Here is a 22,290-nt window from a genome sequence, read left to right as displayed (position 1 = left end):
GGAGATGCTCACATTGCCTGTGAACCACGTGAACACACTCCCCTCACCGGCAGCGACAGGCCTGACTTCAGCTGAAGCAGCCGATCGCCTCTCCCGTTACGGCCCGAACGACCCCGTTCCTGTAAAGCGCAGCGCGGTTCTCGTTGCATTCCTGCTCCTGTTTCTGAACCCGCTCGTGCTCATCCTCCTCGTGGCCAGCGCCATTTCCTTCGTGCTGGGCGACGCTCCCGATGCCATCATCATTCTGGTCGTACTTTTACTAGGCATCTCGATTAATTTTTTCCAGACCTATACATCGCAGCAGGCCATCAGGAAACTGCAGGAGCATATCACTCTTACAGCAACTGTCCTGCGTGATGGCGCCTGGGCTGAAATCAAGCGTCGTGAAATTGTACCCGGCGATGTGATCCGCCTCTCTGCCGGAGATCTCGTTCCCGCAGACGCGCGCCTTCTCAATGCGCGCGATTTGTACATCCAGCAGGCAGCACTCACCGGCGAATCCCTGCCGGCAGAAAAAGACGCGCATTCCAACGAAGGCAGCACAGATAGCCCGGAGTCCGCAAATCTGGTCTTCCTCGGAACCTCGGTCGTTAGCGGAATTGCGACCGCAGAGGTTTTCGCCACCGGCCCCAATACCATGTTTGGTGCAATCGCCAAACGGCTGACAGTGCGTCCCGCAGAGACTGAATTCGAGCGCGGCCTCAGGCGCTTCGGATGGCTCATCATGCGCGCCGTATTTTTCCTGGTGCTTTTTATCCTGATCGTGCGTGTCGCGCTGCACAAAGATGCATTCGAGTCCTTCGTCTTCGCTGTCGCACTGGCCGTCGGGCTGACTCCTGAATTTCTTCCCATGATCACTTCTGTCACACTCGCCCGCGGTGCTGTCCGCATGGCGCGCGAGCAGGTCATCGTCAAGCATCTGCCCGCGATTCAGAACTTCGGCGCAATTGATGTCCTGTGCAGCGACAAGACCGGCACGCTTACAACTGGAAATCTGGTCCTCACCTCGGCAATCGATGCTTATGGCCAGTCATCCGGACATCCACTCCTTCTTGGCTACCTGAACAGCCGCTTTGAAACCGGCATTCGCAGCCCGCTCGATGTTGCGATTCTCAAGAACCAGCATCTCGACGCGGATGATTACGTGAAGTGCGATGAAATCCCCTTCGATTTCGAGCGGCGCCGCGTCTCCATCGTCGTGGAAAAACAAACAGACCGGCTGCTCATCACCAAAGGAGCGCCCGAAGGCATCCTCGCGCTTGCAGATTCGTGTGAAGCTGAAGGCCGCGTCCTCCCACTCGACTCCGAAACGCGCGCACGCTGCCACACAACCTTTCAGCATCTGAGCAGTCAGGGATTCCGCGTGCTCGCCGTCGCCTATCGCAATGTTTCTCCACAGGAGAAGTTCGCAGTCGAAGACGAATACGCTCTCACCCTTGCCGGCTATCTCGCTTTCTCTGACCCTCCCGATCCCGATGCAGCCGATTCCATCGCCGCTATGAAGCGCGACGGAATCGAAGTAAAAATCCTGACCGGCGACAATGAGCTCGTGGCCGGACACATCTGTGAGCAAGTTGGGTTAGAAAGTCCGGCCATCGTACTTGGCGAAGAACTGGAGCGCACCAGCGACTCCGCTTTGCAGCATATGGTGGAAAACACGACGGTATTTGCGCGTGTCTCGCCCATGCAGAAGCACCGCATCATCCATGCGCTGAAGATGCGCGGGCATGTCGTCGGCTATATCGGAGACGGAATCAATGACGCGCCGTCACTGCACGAGGCTGATGTGGGCGTCTCTGTTGCTTCCGCTGTCGATGTGGCGCGCGAGGCAGCTGATATTGTCCTTCTGAAGCCTGGCCTTCAGATCCTGCACAAAGGCATCATCGAAGGCAGGCGCGCGTCGGCAAACGTGATGAAGTATCTTCTGATGGGCACCAGCTCCAACTTCGGAAATATGTTCAGCATGGCCGGCGCCTCCATCGTGCTTCCATTTCTTCCCATGCTGCCCACGCAGGTGCTTCTCAACAACTTTCTTTATGACACAGCGCAGATCACCATTCCTTCTGACCGCGTCGATGAGCATTACATCCGCAGCCCGCACCGCTGGAATATGTCTCTCATCCGCAACTTCATGCTCTTCATAGGCCCTGTCAGCTCGCTGTACGATTTCCTGACATTCTATGTTCTGCTTCACTTCTTCCACGCGGGCGAAGTTGAATTTCATACCGGATGGTTCGTCGAATCCCTGGCCACACAGACGCTCGTGCTCTTCGTCATCCGGACCATGGGCAATCCATGGAAAAGCCGTCCCAGCACGCCTTTGACCGTCACTACCATCCTCGTCGTGATCGTTGGATGCCTGCTCCCCTACTCTTCCATCGCCAAAGTGCTTGGATTCACCATGCTGCCTGCGTCTTACTTCGCATTTCTAGCTTTCGCGACAGCAACCTATCTGCTGCTGGTCGAAGTCGCCAAGCGTCGCCTCTTCAGGCATGCGGGCTTATAAGTCGAAACTATCTGTGAATCGTAATCACAGGGCACGCAGCGCCGGCAATCACACGAAAGACAACTCCAGGCACAAGATGCGTCGCAACGATAGAGGCAGAATGCGCTCCCAGGACAATGAGGTCGGCATGCTTTTCCCCGGCCAGCTTTAGCATCTCATCCGCTGCATTGCCATATTCCAGAACATATTCAGGCTCGCAGTTCTTCCAGATATGCTCAGGAATGAGCCGTCGCATGGCGCGTGCGAACTCCGCCTGCATTTTGGCAGCATCCATGGTCCTGGTGTGACCTTCCGGCAGGACATGACAGATGCTGACCTGCGATGCCTGTTCCGCAGCCAGCGAAAATGCGAACAGAGCAGCTGCCGATGACTCCGGGGTGAGGTCCGTCGCCAGCAGAATGTGCTTGAAAGTTACGTCCCTGTGTGAGGGCTCGTCAACATTCGGCCCGACCGTAAGCACAGGGCATGGCGCTCTGCGAAGAATTTCTTCCGCAGTTGAGCCAAGGATCAGTCGCTCAAAGTCTCTCGATCCATGCGTGCCAAGCACCAATAGATCCGCTCTGTGGTGCTTCGCAGCTTTAAGAATCTCCTCAACCGGATCACCTTGCAGCAGCAGTCTGTCAGCCTGAAAACCTGCCTGGTGCAGCTGCCGGTTAAGGTCGTCCAGGTTTTCCTTCGTCTCGCGCAGCAGCTTCTTATATTCAGGGTCTGTGCCGAATTTCGGCCAGTCGCTGATCGAAGCGCGCATAACATGCGCTGTGGTAATCGACGCTTGAAAATGGCGTGCCAGCACTCGCGCATAATGAAATGCCTTGCGCGAAGCCTCTGTGAAATCCGTGGCCACCAGAATGTGATGAACCGCAACCGGTGACTCAACGTATGTGGTAGGCATAACTCCACCTCCTGCTCGCAACCAGACTAGGAACACTCCGCAAACTATGGATGTGACCGCTGTCACTTGTACGCGTGCGCTCAGTCACAGCGCATCCCTTGGCGGATGACTCAATATGGTCTTGAGCGTGGAGGCATTCCGTGACAGTTCTTGGAAAAAGAGTGGAGATCAGCCTGGAGAATATCCTTCTGGCCACGGATTTCACTCCGGCTGCAGAAAAAGCATCGCTCTATGCCAAAGCGCTGGCGCATCGCTATGCGTCGAAAGTCCGGCTGGTCCACGTAGTTGACCTCACGCCCGCCTTCCAGGCTCCTGATGCAGCCGTCTGCATGAATGCTTTTCGCAGAGAAGGAGCAGACAGCCTGGAGAACCTCAAATCGCAATTTATCTCCGGCGGCGCAACAGTGCAGATGGCTCTCCGAGAAGGCATAAATCCAGCCATGGAAGTACTCGACATTGCAAACCGGGATTCGGTAGATCTCATTGTGACCGGCACAAGAGGGCATGGCGGTCTGTCTCGCTTTATCTTCGGCTCGTTCACCGAACAGCTGATCCACCATGCAAAATGCCCGGTGCTCATAGTTGGTCCGGACACAAGCCCGCCTGAGCCATCCGGGGTCTTCCGCCGGATCGTCTACGCAACTGACTTCTCTCCCGAGGCAACGAAAGCAGCCGCTTTCGCCCTCTCCTTTGCACAGGACAGCGGCGCGCATATCTATCTGTGCCACGTGCTTCCGGAATCAACTCATCTCCGCCGCATCAATGAGCAGGAGCTGATGACAAACTACACCGCTGCGCTTCAGCGCCTGATTCCCGATCTTGTTCGCGAGTGGTGCGAACCGGAGTGCGTCCTCGAACACGGCTATGCGGCAGACGGCGTCCTTCTGCTCGCGAATCGTGTGAAAGCGGACCTCATCGTACTGGGCGCACGCCGATTCTCTCACTGGTTCGACAGGCTGAAATCCGGAATCGCATTCGAGGTCATTCGCAAAGCCGCATGCCCCGTGCTCACGGTCTGCGGCTAGCGGCAACCGCTGCGACAAATGTCGCGGCGAACAGAGCACATCCAGCAAGGAGGAGGCAGTCGTGACTACAGCAACACATAAGGATCAGAACATCCACCTGAGCACATCGCGTCTCCACCCGAAGCGCATTCTCTTTGCGACCGATTTCTCATCCCAGGCTTCCATAGCCTTCAAATGGGCGGCGCGGCTCAGCCGGCACTTCGGCAGCAGGCTATATATGGCGCATGTGCTCGCGCCTGTCTATTACGCTGCAAGCAGCGGTGTGCTCGCCCCCATCCTCCAGGAAGAGGAGATGAAGCTGGCTCATGAAAAACTCACTCGCTATTTTTCCAGGATGACTGAGCTGGATCCGGTCAATTATGAAGAGATCATCACTTGCGGCTCGGCAAAGGACCTCATCCAGCAGATTGTGAAAGAAAGGGACATCGAATTCGTTGTTATGGGCTCCCATGGGCGCGGCGGTGTCAGTAAACTCGCGCTCGGATCTGTCGCCGAATCGGCCTTACGCCATCTGCATTGCCCAGTGCTCATCTGTGGTCCGCACTGCAGGCGAACTTACCAGAGCCCGAAGTCCATCGTGCTGGCCACTGACCTTTCCGTCAATTCGCTCCGGGCTGCACAGTACGCAGCTTCTCTCGCGGAAGAATTCCATGCGCAGCTGGCCGTCGTGCATGTCTTTCCTGCAAATGAAACCAGCGCGGCACAAAAGCGGCACGTCGAAAAAGAAATGGCTGAGATGATTCCCTCTGACCTGCGCAACACCGCGCAATACAGCATAAGGAGCGGAGAACCTGCGCCCGAATTACTGCGAGTGGCAAAATTCGTGAACGCCAGCCTCATTGTCATGGGCGTCAACGAAAAAGAGACGATGGCAGACCACGCTCCCTGGTCCACCATATCGAAGGTCATTCGCGAAGCGCATTGCCCTGTGTTAGCAGTGCAGCCTCATATCGCTTGAAACCTATGTGTAGTCATCCCTCTCGATGCCAAGCTTCTTCAGCTTGGAATTCAAGGTGGTGCGCTTCAGTCCCAGTTTTTCTGCAGCTCCCCCGGGGCCGCCGATCATGCCCTTCGATTCGCGGAGAATACGCAGGATATGTTCGCGTTCCGCCAGCCGCAGATCAGAAGATACAGAGTTTGCCACCTCTTCCCCAATCTCCAGTTCGCCCAGCGGCGCGCGCAGCACCGTGCCTTGCGTAAGAATCACAGCGCGCTCAATAAAGTTCTCAAGCTCCCTCACATTGCCGGGCCAGTGCCATTTGCTGAGCGCCGCCATAACGTCCTGCGGAATGATGTCGATGTTCTTCTTCATGCGGCGCGCGTGCTTGGTCACAAAATAATTCACCAACAGAGGAATATCGCTGTGCCGCTGCTGCAGAGAAGGAATCGTGATCGGGAAAACTTTCAGGCGATAGTAAAGATCGCTGCGGAACTGCCCCTCCTTCACCATCTTCGCCAGGTCACGGTTCGTCGCGGCAATCAGGCGAACATCCACTGGAATCGTTCTCTTGCCGCCAAGGCGCTCGATTTCTTTTTCCTGCAATGCGCGCAGAAGCTTCGGTTGCAGCTCAAGAGGCAGATCACCAATCTCATCGAGAAACAGCGTTCCCTGGTGCGCCAGTTCCAGGCGTCCGATCCTCTGCGCAATCGCCCCGGTAAAAGCACCCTTCTCATGCCCGAACAGTTCGCTCTCGAGCAGCCCCAGCGGGATGGCCGAGCAATTCAGCTTCACAAACGTGCGCTCGCGGCGCGGGCTAAGATTATGAATGGCCCTGGCGATCAGTTCCTTGCCTGTGCCCGTCTCCCCCTGGACGAGCACCGTCGCATCGGTCGGAGCCACTGTTTCCACCTGCTTCAGAACGCGCTTGAGCGCAGGACTTTCTCCAACAATCTCTTCAAAGCTGTATTCGGTGAGCAGCTCCTCTTCCAGGTATTCCCTTTCTCTTCTCAGCCTCTCACCCAGACTGGCGATGTGCCGCAATGTCTCGATATGGTCGACCGCCGCGGCGATCTGGTTGGATAGCTGAAGCAGCAGCTCGCGATCCGTTCCATTGAACGCCGACTCACGGCGGCTGCCAATAAACAGAGTGCCGATGATCTCCTCGTTGTACTTCAACGGCAGCCACCAGCCCGCTTTCACTCCTGCTTTTCTGTAGCGGTCCATGGCGCCGGCAACAAACTGTTTCTGCCGGGCCAGATCCAGGAAGAGCGGCTGCTGGTTTTTGAATGCCCATCCGCAGGGTGTCCCCTCAATCGGGATAAGAACAGCTTCCGAATACTGCTTTTCTTCATCAGCCAGCAGTTCCTGCACACGAAGGGAATTCGTATCGCGGTCATAAAGAGCAAGCGTGGCATAGTCATGCGGAACAACGCTCTGAATGCTGCCCGCAATCGCGCTCAAAGTCTCGCGCACATCCTGGCCGGAGAGCATGGCCTTGCTGAGATGCTGCAGCAACGTCTCTTCGGCTCTGTGACGATGAGTGAAGTCGCGCGTGACCTTGGAAAACCCGATCAGTTCGCCGTCTTTTCCGCGGAGCGCAGTAATCACGGCATTGGCCCAGAAACGCGAACCATCCTTCCGCAATCTCCAGCCTTCGTCTTCATACCTGCCTTCTTCTCTCGCTGTTTTCAAAGCCTGTTCCGGCCTGCCGCGGTCCAGGTCTTCCCGGGTATAAAACCGCGAGAAGTGCTGCCCCAGAATCTCTTCCGCGCGATAGCCCTTGATGCGCTCGGCTCCCGGATTCCATGTCGCCACTTTGCCTTCCATATCGAGCATAAAGATGGCATAGTCCCGCGCGCCATCCACCAGCAGGCGAAAGCGCTCCTCGCTTGCGCGGAGCGCCCTCTCTATGGCTCTCCGCTGGGTGATGTCCCGCACAACAGCGAGAACCAGATGTTCTCCGCCGCTCTCAACGGGGCTGAGCAGAATGTCGACGGGAAACTCGCTGCCATCCTTGCGCCTGCCGAAAAGATCCAGCCCTGCGCCCATCGGACGTGTGCGCGGTGCAGCCTGATACTCCTTGCGCTGATGAACGTGCGAAGAACGGAGGCGGTCCGGGATGAGCATTTCGATCGGGCTGCCAATAAGCTCTTCGCGTGAATAGCCAAAGAGCCGCTCGCCCTGCGGATTCACTTCGCGAATGCAGCCATCGCCGCCGGCCACCAGAATCCCGTCAGGCGCGTTTGCAAACAGCTTTTCAAAAAGGGCCTGGGATTGCCCTATATCCTTCCCTCCAGACAATGGCCCGCTCATAAGTATTGCCAGTATCTCTCAAAGAAATGCTTAGTCGCAGCAAAATCCGACAGAGAGGCCTGGGTGTGATGACTATCACATACACGGCGCATCTTCCCCGCCGATGATAGAGCTGTGAAACGCCCGAATAAACCAATCCTGTTGCCTTTCTGCCTTTCCCTGCAGGAGCTTCAGCGATGAGCACTCTGGCCGCACCGCAACAAACCGCAATCCAGCAGCCGTCGATCGCGAAAAACTATCTCAACCAGAAACACGGCCTGCTCAGCTGGCTGCTCACGCAGGACCACAAGCGTATCGCCATGCTCTATCTGGCCGGAGTCAGCTTCTTCTTCCTTATCGGCGGACTGCTTGCCATGGCCGTCCGCATGGAATTGCTGACACCGCAAAGCGACCTGATGTCATTCGACACCTACAACAAGGTCTTCACCATGCACGGCGTGGTCATGATCTTCTTCGTGCTCATCCCGGCCATCCCTGCCATCATTGGCAACTTCGTGCTTCCCATGATGCTTGGCGCGCGTGACCTCGCCTTCCCGAAAATCAATCTGCTGAGCTGGTACTGCTACATGCTCGGCGCCGTGCTTCTGCTCTATACCGTCATCGCAGGCGGCGTCGATACCGGATGGACCTTCACCACCCCGCTCAGCACGCATTTCGTGAACACCAACGTCATCTCCGCCGGCCTTGCTGCCTTCGCTGCCGGATTCTCCTCCATCTTCACCGGCCTCAACTTCATCGTCACCATCCACCGCATGCGCGCTCCCGGCCTCACCTGGTTTCGTCTGCCTCTGTTCATCTGGGCGCACTATGCCGCTTCGATCATCATGATCCTGGGCACACCTGTGGTCGCTATCGCCATTGTGCTGGTCGCTCTCGAGCGGCTCGTAGGCATCGGGATCTTCGATCCCACCAAGGGCGGCGACCCGCTGCTCTTCCAGCACCTGTTCTGGTTCTATTCGCATCCCGCGGTCTATGTGATGATCTTGCCCGCCATGGGAGTGATCTCCGAAGTCATTGCCTGCTTCAGCCGCAAGCGCATCTTCGGCTATACCGCCGTCGCCTTCAGCTCTGTCGCCATTGCCGTCTTCGGCTTTCTCGTCTGGGAGCACCACATGTTCATCATGGGTGTTGGCCAGTATTCTGCCTTGGTTTTCTCGTTTATCACCATGCTGGTCGCCGTCCCGTCCGCCATCAAGACATTCAACTGGACCGCCACGCTCTACAAAGGATCGATCCACTTTCGTGCGCCCATGATCTACGCGCTGTGCTTTATTGGTCTGTTCGTCATCGGCGGCTGCACCGGCGTATTCCTTGGGTCGCTCGGCAGCGATATCCATCTGACCGAGACCTACTTCGTCGTTGCCCATTTTCACTTCGTCATGGTCGGCTCCGTCATCATGGGATACCTGGCCGGCCTGCATTTCTGGTGGCCAAAGATCACCGGACGCATGTATCCCGAAGCGCCGGCGAAGATCTCCGCCGTAACCATCTTCATCGGATTCTTCTTTACCTTCATCCCGCAGTTCATCCTCGGCCATCTCGGCATGCCCCGCCGATATGCCGAGTATCCACCGGAGTGGCAGGTGCTCAACGTTCTCTCCACTGCGGGAGCAACCGTGATGGCAATCGGCTACTTCACCACCGGAATCTATCTGCTCTGGTCTCTGCGCTATGGAAAAATTGCCGGACCGAATCCGTGGAATGCCGCCGGCCTCGAGTGGCAGACCTCATCTCCGCCTCCTACCGAGAACTTCACCGAACGGCCTGTCGTCGACCACGAAGCCTACAACTATGAAGACCTCCCCGCTCCGGCCGATCTCTAAAAAGAAAGGTATGGCCTGAAAGCCATACCTCATCACCAAAACTCAAATTGCTAAGCTCCGCTGATTGCCTCGAGCGCTGCCCGATCAGGAATAATCATCGTCGCGCCCCTGGGCATGATAAGGTGCCTGTTCTTGAACTCAGTCAGCGTGCGCGTGATCGTCTCCCTCGTCGATCCCACGCACTCGGCAATCTGCTCATGCGTCAGCGGCACCTTGATCTGCATCCCTTCCTTGGTGACCTTTCCTTCGGATGACCAATGCAGCAGAAGGCGCGCCAGCTTTTCATGCGCCGAACACGAGAGCCCCACAGTTCTCAGCTGCTCGCACGCGTGATTGTACTGCGAGCTCAGTTGCCGGATGACAGCGTGGTAGACCTCAGGATATTTATTGACGAAGCGCAGGAAGTCATCTCTGCGGATAAATGCCACCTGGCAGGGATGCAGCGTTTCTGCGCTCGCTTCATATGGAACGCCCGACATCGTCGCCGTCATGCCCAGGATTTCTCCCGGTCTCGCGATCCGCAGAATCAGCGTCTTGCCCGCGCTCGAACTCACCGAGAGCTTCACTTGTCCGGAGCACAGCAGGTAAACGCCGCGCGACGCCTCGTTCTCAAGAAACAACATCGCCGCAGCCGGATACACCGATGAGTACCGGATGGATTCAAACTCCTTCGTCGCTGCCAAATTCAGGTGGCAGAAAAAACCGTTCTCCTTCAATTTGCAATTCTGGCAATCCTGGTTTAATTCGAGTCCATGTAGACCTTGCATCCTTAAGTCCCCTCTCTGTCTCTTTTCCGCAGTCCCCGCCTCGCCTCAGCGGCGAATTGTTTTGTCAGTGGTGAATCAGCCAGAATCTGAGCATCCGCAGCCTCAACTATTTCCCTCAGAACCTGTTTTCCTTTGTCATCCAGATAAAGCACTCCGCAGATATCCAGCCGAAGTTGTCTCGCACTCAGCGAAGGCTCAAGAACTTTCCATACCCGCTCAAGTTCAGAAGCCCACGCCCCAATCACCTTTCCCTCAATCTTCAGCGTGAATACGTTAACTTCGGCTTGCGTTGAAATTTTCAGATACCGCCTGCGTCTTTCTTTCTGCTCATACATATGGCAAACGAATGGCCAAAGCGCTTCGTCACTACTGGACGGTGCTTTAATGGATTGAAAATAAAAAGATTAGCTCTTCGATCGAAGCCCAGTAAGGCGACGCAGAAACTCATCCTGAGACGAAGATTGAAGACGATATTTCGTCATCAAGACGATGCCACGTCGTCGCCTCACGTCCCGCTGGCCATCGAGGAATACCAGAAGCTCACCGAGAAGCAGAAGAGCATCACGGACCTTCTGGCTATGCCGGAGGCTGTCGCAATTGAATTCGAGCCGCCTCGCCTTACAGATCATCTTTATAGCGCAGCGAACCTCACCTGAAGTACCTGCTGAGACACAACCGTTGTCTCTGAACTCAGAAAGGTAGAGAAGCTACTTCCCGCCACCTCCATATGCCGGAGGCTCGCCCAGGCTTCCTGCCTGCGGCAGATGCCGGATATAGAGCACCATCTTCCAGATATCGTCATCGCCAAACAGTCCTTCTGCCGGAGGCATCCCCGAAGGCTCGATGCCATGCTGGATAATCCATCGCAGCTGTCCATCGGAATATGCCTGCACTTCGCTCGAAGCGAGCGAGGGCACCGGAGGCGACACCACCTCCGCAAACGGCACTCCCGTATTCTGCCCATCGAGCCCATGACATACCGAGCAGTACTGCGTAAATGCCTGCTTGCCTTCGTCGATATTCTCCTTCGACGCCGGGAGTGGGTTCCGGTCATGACTGCCGCCAACTGTCACGTGATGTTTCACCCAGTTCACCGAATGGGTTTCAAAGGAGCTCGGCTTCGACGCCTTGCATCCGCACAGACTCGCCGCAACGCACGCCACAGAGGCGATCCATTTTCCAACTCTCACGCTTCCTCCGGGAAAACAAAGATCCGTATTTCCATTCTTCCATTGCGGAATCCATCGTGAATCCCCGCGCCGGTACTGCTTGCGATAGCATCAAAAGCGGGAACCACTATGCAGAAAGGCCAACCCAGCCTCACCGCATTCGCCGTCGCCGGCCGCCGCGCCGCGCACCAGCTGATCGATCATCCTCCTCTGGTGCTCGATGACCCTGTTGCCGTGCCCATCCTTGGGCCGAACGCGGTAGCTGCCATCACCGGCGATCTTGAAAAACACAACCATCCCTTCGCCATCGCCCTGCGCGCGCTCATGGTGGGGCGCAGCCGTTACGCGGAAGACCATCTGCGCCAGTCCATTGCCAGTGGAGTGCGCCAGTACGTTGTCCTCGGCGCCGGCCTCGATACTTTTGCCTACAGGAATCCTTACCTTGCCGAGCAGCTCAAGGTCTTTGAGATCGACCACCCCGCCACACAGGAATGGAAGCGCGAGCTGCTGGCAGCAGCCGGCATCGTAGTGCCGGACAGCCTGTCTTTCATTCCGGTTGACTTTGAGCAGCATACTCTCTCTGAAGGTCTCGCTGCCTCCGCATTCAACTTTGATCAGCCGGCATATTTTTCCTGGCTGGGAGTCACACCTTACCTCACGCTTGAAGCTTTCCGCGGCACGCTTCGCGTTATCGCCGCTCTGCCCGCCGGAACAGCAGTGACGTTTGAATATGTGCTCCCGCGCGCTTCTCTCAGCGAAAGAGGAAGGATGGCCTTCGACCATCTCGCCGCGCGCGTAGCCAAAGCAGGCGAGCCTTTCCGGCTATTCTTCACGCCGGAAGAAATACGCAAGGAATTGGAGACTCACGGCTTCAAACAGATCGAAGACCTGAGCCCAGCCGACATGAACGCCCGCTACTTCGGCAACCGCAGCGATGGCCTGCGCCTCGGCGGCGAATCCGGCGGCGGCTTCGTCACCGCATGGCTGTAATGCAGACCGCGACTTTCCTGCAGTCCGCTCTGAACGGCGACCGGATTCACCCGGCCGCGCCACGCACTCCGGCTGCTATTGCAGAGGCGGCTCGCGCAGCTGTGGACGCCGGCGCTCAATCCGTACATGTTCATGCGTTCGACGACGCTGGCCGGGAGACTCTCGACGGCACTGCTTGCGCTAAAGTTCTGCGCTCCGTCAGGGCTCTGTGCCCCAGGACTCCGATTTCCTTAACAACATCAGCGGCGATTGTGTCCGATCCAGAAGAGCGTTTCCGTGTCGTCCAATCCTGGAAGGAGATGCCTGATCTTGTGACTGCGAACCAGGGGGAATCGGGAATTGTGAAGCTCTGTGAGTTGCTGTTGTCCCGGGGCGTCGGCATCGAAGCTGGATTACTGAGCATCGATGATGCGCGAGCTTTTGTTCTTTCCGGACTGGCAGACCGCTGTCGCCGCATCCTGATCGAGTCGCTGGACACTGATCCCGACACTGCTCTTCAACATGCTGCCGCTATGGAAGACATTGTCCTGTCCGCAGGCATCACGCTGGAGCAGGTTCACCACGGATACGGTATAGCGTGCTGGGCAGTCAATCGACGCGCACTCGATAGAGGGCATGGCATTCGCACCGGGTTAGAAGATGTCACATTGCTGCCTGATGGCAAGCTGGCACGGGACAACGCTGATCTGGTCGCGACTGCCGCGCACCTGATTCGTGCACAGCCACACACCTACCCGCAATAGAGACTATTGCAAATGCGGCGGCAGTTTCGTCACCGCATGTCTGTAGGTTTGGTCGAATCACAGTCGGGAGACTATCAATCCTCCCGAAGAATACTAATGGGTTCGATTCTGGTGGCCCGTATCGCGGGAATGATTGTGGCTAGCAAAGTCACACCAAGGATGAGAACAACGACGATACTATATGTGATGGTATCAAGTGGAGAGACACCATAAAGCATGCTTGCAAACAGATGACTGATGCCAAAGCCAAGTAGAATTCCACCCATAGATCCCAACCCGACAACGCAAAGGCTCTGTTGGAGAAAGCGTCTTACAATCTCGCCAGGCATAGCACCGAGGGCAAGTCGCAGTCCAACCTCGCGGCGACGAATACGCCCAAGATAGCTAACCGTTCCATAAATCCCGATACTGACCAGAGCTACCGCTGTTATTGCGAAAAGCGTAAGCAGCAAGGTTCTGAGCCGGTTCTCGGCAAACGCATCGCTCAGATGCTGGTTAAGTGGCATAACATCGTAAACGGAGCGCGCCGGTTCCAGTTTGCCGATTGCGCGGCGAATGGCATCTGCCATAGCCATGGGGTCGCCATGAACCCGGATCAGATAGTAGGGATCGGCGCTCGGTGCGCTTGTGCACCAGTACAGCGTCGGAGCCGGTTCGCGGTTCAGTCCTTCTTCTTTTGCGTCGCTGACAATACCCGTAATTTGGTTATGCAGTGCATTCGGAGAGGCAGCCATCACCACATGGTGGCCAATAGCATCCCCATCGGGCATATATGCACTCACAAAACTGTGATTGACTACGGAGATCATGTACGGTAATCCATCCCGGCAAGCGTCGCCTTCCAGTATCGGAATCTTCATCACGGCGAAATAACCGGCGGAGACATAGCGAGTATCAGCCATGAGCTTTCGGTTCGGGTCCTGCTGGCCCTCCGTGATCTTCCATTCGCTCCGATAGTCAACCGGCTCTCCCGGAATAAACGATGAAGTCGCAGCAGCTTCGACTCCGGGCATAGCACGAAGCATGTTGAGGGTTCCATTGATGCGCGGCGTGAGTTTCTTCATGTCTCCTGTTTCGCTCCACGAGCCGCTAATGCGCAGAGTCAGCACATGTGCTGTTTCAAACCCCGGATAGTCTCTGCCCATAGCCTGTAAACTGCGCAGCAGAAGTCCAGCACCAATAAGCAGCGCTACGGCGAGCGCCACCTGTGTGCCGACCAACGTCCAATGCAATCGATTGCGGCCTGCCACCTGTGTGCGATTGCATTGCCCAAGCGAAAGGAGCAGGTCACGGCGCGTAGCTTGAAGCGCGGGATATAATCCGCTGGCCAGTGCCGTCAGGAATGCGAAGGCAATCGAATAAACCACAATGCGCCAGTTCAGTGTGATCTCATCGACACGCGGTAGATCTTTAGTGAAAGATGCGAAAAAATGCGAAGCTTCGGCAGCAATGATCAACCCTGCAATAGAACCTGCCAGAGCAAGGACAAGGGTTTCCGTAAGCAATTGCGAAAGAACTGCCCGCCGTGAGGCGCCCAGTGAAAAACGAATGGCTACTTCATGCTCACGAACTGTCGCGCGAGAGAGCAGCAATGCAGCAATGTTCGTGCAGGCAATCAACAGAAGCAGAGAAACGGAGCCGAAAAGCAGCCAGAGCGAATCACTGGATTCACCGACAATCTCTTGCTTTAGCGGAGACATTCTCACGGCCAGATCGGCATCGGTCTTCGGAAATTGCCGGCCGAGTTGCTTCTGGACAGTAGCGAGGTCAGCGCGGGCCTCGGCAAGCGTAACTCCGGGCTTGAGCCTCCCTTGTGCCTGAAACCATGTAATGTCGCGCATTAAACCCCAAGGTGAGCCGGTAGGGTTTGGCTCCCAAAGATCGACATCCGTTTCGGGAAAGCGAAATGACTGCGGTAAAATGCCGACGATCGTATAAGAGTGCCCATTGACGTGTAGCATTTTGCCTAATGCCGATGAATCGCCATGAAAACGCCGGCGCCAGAAGCGATCGCTGATGAGCATGGCATGTGGTCCGCCATAACGTTCTTCCTGCGAAGTAAAGTCCCGGCCCAGTTCTGGCAGCATTCCCCATACTTGCAGGAAACGAGGCGCGACATTCGCTTCGGTCAGTTTCTCCGGAAGTTCTCCAGAGGTTTCTGAAACATCTTCAGTGTAGTAACCCGTGATGGCTTGAAAAGTGGAGTTCAGCCGGTTCCAGTCTTCAAGACGCACAGGAGCAACTTCCTGTTCTGGAGCTTTGTTTTTGAAGTCGTATTGGCGCAGGCTCACCAGTTCATTACTGTGCGGGAACGGCAATGGCCGCAGCACGACAGCATCGATGGCGGAAAAGACAGCGCTGTTTGCTCCGATACCGAGCGCCAGCGTCAGTATCACAACCAGGGAGAATGACGGCGAGTGACGTATGAAGCGGAAGGCCGCGCGTAGATTCGCCCGGAACGTGTCCATAAAGATAGAAGCATGGATCTCGCGCAGTTGCTGCTTGACCTGCTCCTGTCCTCCAAACTCCAGCAGCGCCTGACGGCGTGCTTCCTCTTGACTCATGCCTGCAGCTACATTGGCTTCGATAAGTTCTTCGACGTGAAAAGCAATTTCACGGTCATAGCTCTGATCGTCAAATCTTGCCTTGCGGAAGTTTTTGTGGAAGGGCATGGTGTCCTCCTAGCGCGCAGTCTGCATGATGAGCGTGACAGCTTCAGAGAGCCGCTGCCAGTTCGCCTTCTCCTCCGCAAGCTGCCTGCGCCCCTTGGCGGAAAGCCGATAGAACTTTGCCTGTCTTCCATTTTCTGATTCGCCCCAGTCGGCCTCAATCCAGCCGCGCTTTTCCAGGCGATGGAGAGCCGGATAAAGCGAGCCTTGCTGTACCTGCAGAATCTCTTTCGATATCTGCCGAATACGCTGCGAAATGCCATATCCATGTACAGGTCCGAGGGCAACGATTTTCAGAATCAACATATCGAGCGTGCCTTGCAGCAGATCGCTCTTTTCGATGGGCGGCATCCGTCTCTCCTTGACAATCTACATATCATGCACAATGTGTAGATTGTCAAGGAGAGACACAAAATGTCTGTGCACAACACAAAATCTCGTTGCGCGATCTAATCTCCGTAATAAGACGAATGAGAAGATATAGCTGAGTCGGCCCTTGAATCATCAGGCGAGCAGATGAGTCACCCGCCTGTGAATCTTAATGCGGCTGGGCCTGAGGCTGCGGAGCAGGAGTCGTCGTCGCCGGCTGATCCGTTGATGGCTGCGGCGCCTGTTGTTGCGTTGGCTGAGGCTGCTGGTCGCTGCTCTGAGGAGCGGCAGGAGCAGTCGAAGAAGATGAGGAGGATGGAGACGAAGGCGCCAGCGCCACCCGCTGTGGCGGGTTTTGCCGCGGTGGTGCCGCAGTATTCACCGATGCGGGATTATCCCGCAGCTTCACAAACAGCGACCCGTTCACCGGATGCGGCACCTGCAGCGCATTGCCCGCAAATCCATCCGGAACCTGCATTCCCTGCGCAAACCCCGCATCCGAGGCCACGCCCTGCAGCAGGAAGAGATTCGATCCCTTCAGCGTGCACATCTGGCCCGCTCCGCCCGAGCACTGTATGGTGTCAAGCGTCGGCAGGCGCACCAGTGTTGCCAGCGGCTGCCAGTCGCCTGTCGTTCCCTTTGCATTTACTGGACGAAAACGCAGCGGCCCGAACGCCGACGGCCCGAAGCTCTTTGACGGATCCATCGTCACCAGCGCCGTCTTCGCATCCTGCAGCGTAATGCCGCCGTCTGCCATGCTCAGCGTCGAATGGAACGTCCCATCCTCGGTCCCGATCTCGATCTTCTCGTCAGGAGAGAAGGTCTCCGGCGTCACCGCCTTTATCGAGAACGTAACCGTGCTGTCCAGCGGAATCTGGTTCGTATCCGTAAGCTGAATATGCGTCGCCTTCACTGCATCGGAAGGCTGCACGCTTTTGCTCAACAGCTGAACTTTGGGCCGCGATGGCACCACGCTTACCGGAACATCCAGCGTCCGCCCGTCTTTCAGCACCACCTGTCCCGTAGCCTTCATGCCCGCATGCAGCGCGCCCGCAGCCTGAGTATTCGCGGCCTCAAGCGTCAGCTCGTCGCCGCTTTCCGTGTTGGCCAGCTTCCCCGGCTTGAACTCGATGTTCTTCAGATTCAGGCTCGCCACCTGATCCAGCCGGTTGCCTGCAAGCACGCCCTGCGGATCGCCCGCATTGATCGTGAAGCTCACATACTTCCCAGCCTCATCCAGGCTCGTCAGCGCCAGCTCCTGCGGCTGCTTCGCTCCCGCCTGTTTCACCTGCAGCTTCAGCGCGCCCGGAGAAGCGTCTTTCAGCGGCACTTTCACTTCAAGCTGGTCCGGCTGGTCGACCTTCCACGTCGTTGCAATTTCCTTGCCGCCCGCATCCTTTGCTGTTACCGAATCCACGCAGGTCGCGTCAGCCGACGTCAGATGCAGCGTATCCTCGCGTCCGACGACAAGCGCATGCTTGTCTGTGGCCGCAAGCTCCCACTTCGCCTGCTTGCCGTTCTGCAGATGGAATACCGGCCCGGTATAAGCGTCAAATCCCCAGAACCCATGCAGCGTCCCCGAATCCCCGGCCACATTCTCTACAGGAATGCCATGCGTATCGGCGACGAATCCGCCCTGCGCAGGATCGGCCTTCACCGGGATATCCATATCCTTGCCGTCCTTGCCTTTCACGCGCAGCACCATGTCATGTGCGTAGTCGGTTGAAAAGGCCAGCGGAGCTCCTTCCACCGGAAGCAGCGGCTTGTTTTTCGCGATGCATTGCACCTGCTTCTCATCCACCGGACGCAGCGGCGGCAGGTGCCCTTTATCAATCGAGGGCAGCGCCATCACAATCACCGATTTGGGATTGCGGAACGACGGCGGCGTGTTCAGCTTCAGCTCCACCTGATCGTTGTGGATCACGCTCAGCCCGGGAATGTACTGGTACTGTGCCGTGTGGAACGACTCCATGATGTGGGCAATGTCCATCACCGACGCAATGTACGGGCTGTAATAGCCTGCTCCGGCACGCTGCGTATAGCTCAGCTGCATGGCCAGGTCGCTCGTCGCTCCTGATGTGAGCGCGTCGGTCATCGAAAGGCTGTGCCCGTCGTCCATCACCAGCTGGTCCTGCTTCTGCACCAGGCATGACGCCTGCTGTTCCACTTCTTTCTGCAGGCAGTCCTGGTCAAGCTTGATGCTCAGGCTTCGCGCCAGCAGCGGCGAAACATCCTTCAGCCGGTCAGGATTGGTCTCATTGATCAGCCGCACTGAATTGAGGTAAGCATCCAGGCGCGCGCGCTCCAGGCTCAGCTGGTTCAGGTCCTGCGTAGCGCGCACAAATGAGCCGGGCCGGGAATGCACTGCGTCACGGATCGACCCGAAGTCCCCGCCCGTCGAAGGAGCTAGAAACACCACTGCCTGCTGCGCGCCATCCGGAACCGTGACGAAAATCCCCTCCTGCGCCACCTTCTTGTCCCAGGTCTCCGCCTTGAAGAACCACTTCTCCGGAGGAGGATTGGTCGAGCCGCGCAGGAACGTTACCACTACCAGGTACTTCACCGCCTGGTCCGGAGGAAGCTGCGCATGTATCCACAGTTTGTCCCCCACAGCGAGGTTCGGGACCTTCGCGATAGGCAGAGTCTTGCCATCGCGCGTCACCCGCACGTCAATCTTGGGTCCATTCAGGTCAAAAGGCGCAGGATCAGCTGCAGCCAGCAGTGTGGCCGACAACAGGAAGGCTACCAGCAGGCGAAAACGAATCGGCATAGGAAACAAAGCCAGTTTCTACAACCCTTTCGATGCAGATGGATGCGGAAGAACAGGCTCGCCTCATTATTTTATAGGAGACAGAATCTTTATTCGAGGGCCGCATATTGGTTATACTTATTTTCAGGCCATCAAAAACAAATGGGCCTGTATCGCGGCGGAAAATCGAATTTCCCACCCTTGGTAAAGTGACTTGTTCCTCGCCGCGACACAACACGCCGGCCGTTTCGTGCATCCTCAGGTAATACCCGCTAGTTACCTGTAAGTAATGCACGGCATCAGGCAGCTTACCAACTTCAGAATTTAAAAAGGGACCTTATGCACTTGAATCGAGCGCTCGCCCGACCTCTGTGTCTATCCGTATTGATGTTCTTAACCTTTTTTGCGGCACATGCTCAAAGCCCAGGCAAGGCGCTTCGCGCGAATGAACTTGCCTTCTCCGCGTTTGCCCAGTCCACGGCGGCAACCACAGATCCCGCAGACTCAGTCTGCGCCCGCTACGCCGCTGGCTCCACCATCGCGGAGCCCCCCACGCTCACCAGCCAGAATGGCACCCTGGAAGTCACATTTAAGTTTCAGACCGTGGTCGATGCCGCAGGGCTGACGCGCTATTGCTTCGTCACCGACACAGGCGTTGAGTCCCCGACCCTCATCGTCAATCCCGGGGACAAGCTCATCATCCATTTCACGAACGACATCCCGGCATCGCAGACCTCAAGCGAGCAGATGCCCGGCATGAAGATGCACCTTTCCGAAGACGACAAGGTGAAGGCGAATGACACCAGCAGCTCCACTGACGCAGCCTGCAATGTCACGACCATGCAATCCACCTTCACCAACATGCACTTTCATGGTTTCAACGTGGCCCCTACCTGCCACCAGGACGAGGTCATTCATACCCTGATCCAGCCGGGCCAGACCTTTGACTACTCCGTTGATATACCCGCGAACGAGCCCCCAGGCCTTTACTGGTATCACCCCCATCCCCATGGATACAGCGAAGCGCAGGTGCTCGGCGGAGCTTCCGGCGCCATCGTAGTTCAGGGCATCCAGAACTTCGATACGGATCTCGCCAATCTCCCGGAAAAGACAATCGTCCTGCGCGACCAGCCTGTCGCCTACACGGGAACGGACTCCAGCGTCACCAAGCCGGAAAACGACATCTCGATCAACTACGTTCCCATCCTCTACCCCACCAATACTCCCGCGGTCATGCAGGTAGCGCCCTCTGAGACTGAATTCTGGCGCGTTCTCAACGCCTCGGCCGATACGGTCTTCAACCTGCAGGTTATGGTTGGCAGCACAGCCCAGACCCTCAAAATCGTCGCCGTCGACGGCGTCCCGGTCAAGGACAGTAACGGAAACCCAGCCCCCATTACCGCGACCAATTACGTCGTGCCTCCCGCCGGACGCGTAGAGTTCACCCTCACCACCCCAGCCTCCGGCCAGACCGCGACGCTCGTCTCCCAGACCTGGGACACCGGCCCGCAGGGTAAGCCTGACCCGGGCAGGACTCTGGCCAACATCCAGGCCACCGCCAGCACAACCTCGTCATCCGTAGTCGCGCAATCCGCACGAACGGGCCAGACAGCGCAGACCGTACAGACCGTATCGGCAAGAAGGCTCCCGCAGACGACCCATCCTCAACGGATCACCCGCTTCGCGGCCCTCGACACCGTTTCACCCACAACCACGCGCACCATTTATTTCTCGACCGATCTCAGCACCTCGCCAGCGCAGTTCTTAATCACCGTTGACGGCCAGACCCCGGCCGTCTTCGACATGAATGCTGCCCCTGCCTTGACCATTCAGGACGGCACCGTCGAGCAGTGGACCATTCAGAACCGCTCGCAGATGGATCACGCCTTCCACATCCACCAGATCCACTTCCAGACCCTCGCCATCAATGGCCAGACGGTCAATGACCCGACCATGCGCGACACCATCAACGTCCCGCACTGGAGCGGCAATTCCTCCGACCCTTACCCGAGCGTCACCCTGCTGATGGATTTCCGCGATCCCAATATCGTCGGCACCTTCGTCTATCACTGCCACGTCCTCTCTCATGAGGACCTCGGCATGATGGCAGCCATCCAGGTGAACCCTGCTACGACCACTACGGCCCTTACTGCAACACCGACCAGTGCATTGTTCGGAGCGCCGGTGACTCTGACTGCCACGGTCTCCGCATCAACCACGACGCCGCCGACCGGAACCGTGACCTTCTATAACGGAACCACGGCCCTCGGCACCGGAACCCTGGACAACACCGGCACGGCAACTTTCACAGCCAGCAACCTGCCCGTGGGCACGGATTCCATCACTGCTCAGTACACGGCGACGACATCGTTTGCCGCCTCAACGTCCTCGGCCGTGAGCGTCACAGTTTCGCCTGCCGCCACGACAACTACTCTGACGCCATCCGCCACTACGCTCACTGCCGGATCGAACGTCACACTCACCGCTACAGTCGCGACAGGCAACGCAGCCATCCCCGCGGGAACAGTGACCTTCCTGAATGGAACGACAGCCCTCGGAACCGGAACCCTGGACAGCACCGGCACGGCAACTTTCACCACCAATGCCCTGCCAGTAGGCAGCGATTCCATCACTGCTCAATATGCCGCCACGGCATCGTTTGCTGCCTCAGCTTCTTCCCCTGTGGTCATCACGGTAAACGCGCCTCCAGCGGCGGATTTCACCATAGCCCTTAACCCCGGCACGCTGACGCTCACGCCTACGGCCATGTCAGGTGCAACTACCCTGACCATTACACCCGCCAATGGCTTCAACTCCGCCCTCTCCTTCAGTTGCACCGGACTGCCCGCCGGAGCCCAGTGCAGTTTCAGCCCCCAGACGGTGACGCCGGATGGGACCAACTCCACCACCACCAAGATCACTGTCGTTGGAGCAGCGTCCAGCGCCATGCTGCAGCATGAACGGAGCGGCCTGCCTCGCACCTTCTACGGTTTCGTATTGCCCGGACTGGGAATGATGCTCGGCCTCGTCGCGCGCCGGAGGAAAAATGTATCCAGAGGAGTACGCTTCTTCAGTGCCCTCCTGATCCTCACCGCTGCGGCTGTCTCCATCACCGCCTGCGGAGGCGGCAGCACGAAATCCACAGCCAACTCTGGCACGCCAGCTGGAACCAGCACGGTCACAGTTACCGCAACCTGCTCCGGAGCCGGCGCTATCAGCCACTCCACCAACCTGACTCTGACCGTCCAGTAAGAACCACAAACCCGGTGCCCCATCCTGACGAAGTCAGGGTGGGGTATTTTCTTGGAAACAGCTATAACTCACAACGGCCCAGG

At 57.2% G+C, this 22,290-nt stretch carries 16 protein-coding genes; 8 read left to right on the top strand and 8 right to left on the bottom strand.

Annotated elements, in window-relative coordinates; all coding sequences use genetic code 11:
- Positions 1-4 precede the first annotated feature (4 nt).
- Positions 5-2,506, top strand: coding sequence for a magnesium-translocating P-type ATPase (gene mgtA / locus AC5S16_RS15820; RefSeq protein ID WP_493931060.1), 2,502 nt, complete (start codon positions 5-7; stop codon positions 2,504-2,506).
- 7 nt (positions 2,507-2,513) lie between these two features.
- Here mgtA and AC5S16_RS15815 read toward each other — a convergent pair whose 3' ends face one another.
- Positions 2,514-3,398, bottom strand: coding sequence for a universal stress protein (locus tag AC5S16_RS15815; protein ID WP_493931059.1), 885 nt, complete (start codon positions 3,396-3,398; stop codon positions 2,514-2,516).
- Between the two features lie 140 nt (positions 3,399-3,538).
- On the opposite strand from AC5S16_RS15815, the gene AC5S16_RS15810 reads away from it, so the two are divergent.
- Both AC5S16_RS15810 and AC5S16_RS15805 read left to right on the top strand, forming a co-directional pair.
- Positions 3,539-4,423, top strand: a complete 885-nt coding sequence (locus tag AC5S16_RS15810) for a universal stress protein (RefSeq protein ID WP_493931058.1) — start codon at positions 3,539-3,541, stop codon at positions 4,421-4,423.
- Between the two features lie 61 nt (positions 4,424-4,484).
- Entirely contained in the window at positions 4,485-5,381 is an 897-nt protein-coding gene (locus AC5S16_RS15805) for a universal stress protein (protein WP_493931057.1), read from the top strand.
- Positions 5,382-5,384: 3 nt separating this feature from the next.
- On the opposite strand, the gene AC5S16_RS15800 is transcribed toward AC5S16_RS15805, so the two are convergent.
- The gene (locus AC5S16_RS15800; RefSeq protein ID WP_493931056.1) at positions 5,385-7,676 is read right to left on the bottom strand and encodes a sigma 54-interacting transcriptional regulator; all 2,292 of its coding nucleotides are present in this window, start codon (positions 7,674-7,676) and stop codon (positions 5,385-5,387) included.
- A 176-nt stretch (positions 7,677-7,852) separates the two neighbouring features.
- Between AC5S16_RS15800 and AC5S16_RS15795 the strand changes: the two genes are divergently transcribed.
- On the top strand, positions 7,853-9,499 hold the full coding sequence (locus tag AC5S16_RS15795; protein ID WP_493931055.1) for a cytochrome c oxidase subunit I: 1,647 nt from the start codon (positions 7,853-7,855) through the stop codon (positions 9,497-9,499).
- Positions 9,500-9,549: 50 nt separating this feature from the next.
- Here AC5S16_RS15795 and AC5S16_RS15790 read toward each other — a convergent pair whose 3' ends face one another.
- Positions 9,550-10,215 carry a Crp/Fnr family transcriptional regulator gene (locus AC5S16_RS15790; protein WP_493931054.1) on the bottom strand — a complete coding sequence of 222 codons (666 nt, stop codon included), beginning with the start codon at positions 10,213-10,215 and terminating at the stop codon, positions 9,550-9,552.
- 53 nt (positions 10,216-10,268) lie between these two features.
- On the bottom strand, positions 10,269-10,601 hold the full coding sequence (locus tag AC5S16_RS15785; protein WP_493931053.1) for a hypothetical protein: 333 nt from the start codon (positions 10,599-10,601) through the stop codon (positions 10,269-10,271).
- A 126-nt stretch (positions 10,602-10,727) separates the two neighbouring features.
- Between AC5S16_RS15785 and AC5S16_RS15780 the strand changes: the two genes are divergently transcribed.
- A complete protein-coding gene (locus AC5S16_RS15780; protein ID WP_493931052.1) occupies positions 10,728-10,922 on the top strand; it encodes a hypothetical protein in 195 nt (64 codons plus the stop codon).
- Positions 10,923-10,973: 51 nt separating this feature from the next.
- Here the strand turns inward: AC5S16_RS15780 and AC5S16_RS15775 are convergent, their stop codons facing one another.
- Entirely contained in the window at positions 10,974-11,456 is a 483-nt protein-coding gene (locus AC5S16_RS15775; protein WP_493931051.1) for a c-type cytochrome, read from the bottom strand.
- A 108-nt stretch (positions 11,457-11,564) separates the two neighbouring features.
- On the opposite strand from AC5S16_RS15775, the gene AC5S16_RS15770 reads away from it, so the two are divergent.
- Positions 11,565-12,425 (top strand): class I SAM-dependent methyltransferase, encoded by an 861-nt coding sequence (locus tag AC5S16_RS15770; RefSeq protein WP_493931050.1) that lies wholly within the window; start codon positions 11,565-11,567, stop codon positions 12,423-12,425.
- Positions 12,425-13,168, top strand: coding sequence for a 3-keto-5-aminohexanoate cleavage protein (locus AC5S16_RS15765; protein WP_493931049.1), 744 nt, complete (start codon positions 12,425-12,427; stop codon positions 13,166-13,168). The genes AC5S16_RS15770 and AC5S16_RS15765 overlap by 1 nt, the downstream gene beginning before the upstream one ends.
- A 74-nt stretch (positions 13,169-13,242) precedes the next feature.
- On the opposite strand, the gene AC5S16_RS15760 is transcribed toward AC5S16_RS15765, so the two are convergent.
- From AC5S16_RS15760 to AC5S16_RS15750, 3 genes are all read right to left on the bottom strand, one after another.
- Positions 13,243-15,840 carry an ABC transporter permease gene (locus tag AC5S16_RS15760; protein WP_493931048.1) on the bottom strand — a complete coding sequence of 866 codons (2,598 nt, stop codon included), beginning with the start codon at positions 15,838-15,840 and terminating at the stop codon, positions 13,243-13,245.
- Between the two features lie 9 nt (positions 15,841-15,849).
- A complete protein-coding gene (locus tag AC5S16_RS15755) occupies positions 15,850-16,188 on the bottom strand; it encodes a PadR family transcriptional regulator (protein WP_493931047.1) in 339 nt (112 codons plus the stop codon).
- A gap of 187 nt (positions 16,189-16,375) precedes the next feature.
- Positions 16,376-18,976, bottom strand: a complete 2,601-nt coding sequence (locus AC5S16_RS15750; RefSeq protein ID WP_493931046.1) for a hypothetical protein — start codon at positions 18,974-18,976, stop codon at positions 16,376-16,378.
- A gap of 366 nt (positions 18,977-19,342) precedes the next feature.
- Here AC5S16_RS15750 and AC5S16_RS15745 point away from each other — a divergent pair, with 366 nt between their 5' ends.
- Positions 19,343-22,207 (top strand): Ig-like domain repeat protein, encoded by a 2,865-nt coding sequence (locus tag AC5S16_RS15745; RefSeq protein WP_493931045.1) that lies wholly within the window; start codon positions 19,343-19,345, stop codon positions 22,205-22,207.
- Positions 22,208-22,290: the final 83 nt, after the last annotated feature.

Source organism: Acidobacterium sp. FHG110202_01 (assembly GCF_059115305.1).
Note: the sequence above shows the minus strand (reverse complement) of the source record. Positions and strands in the feature narration are given on the sequence as shown.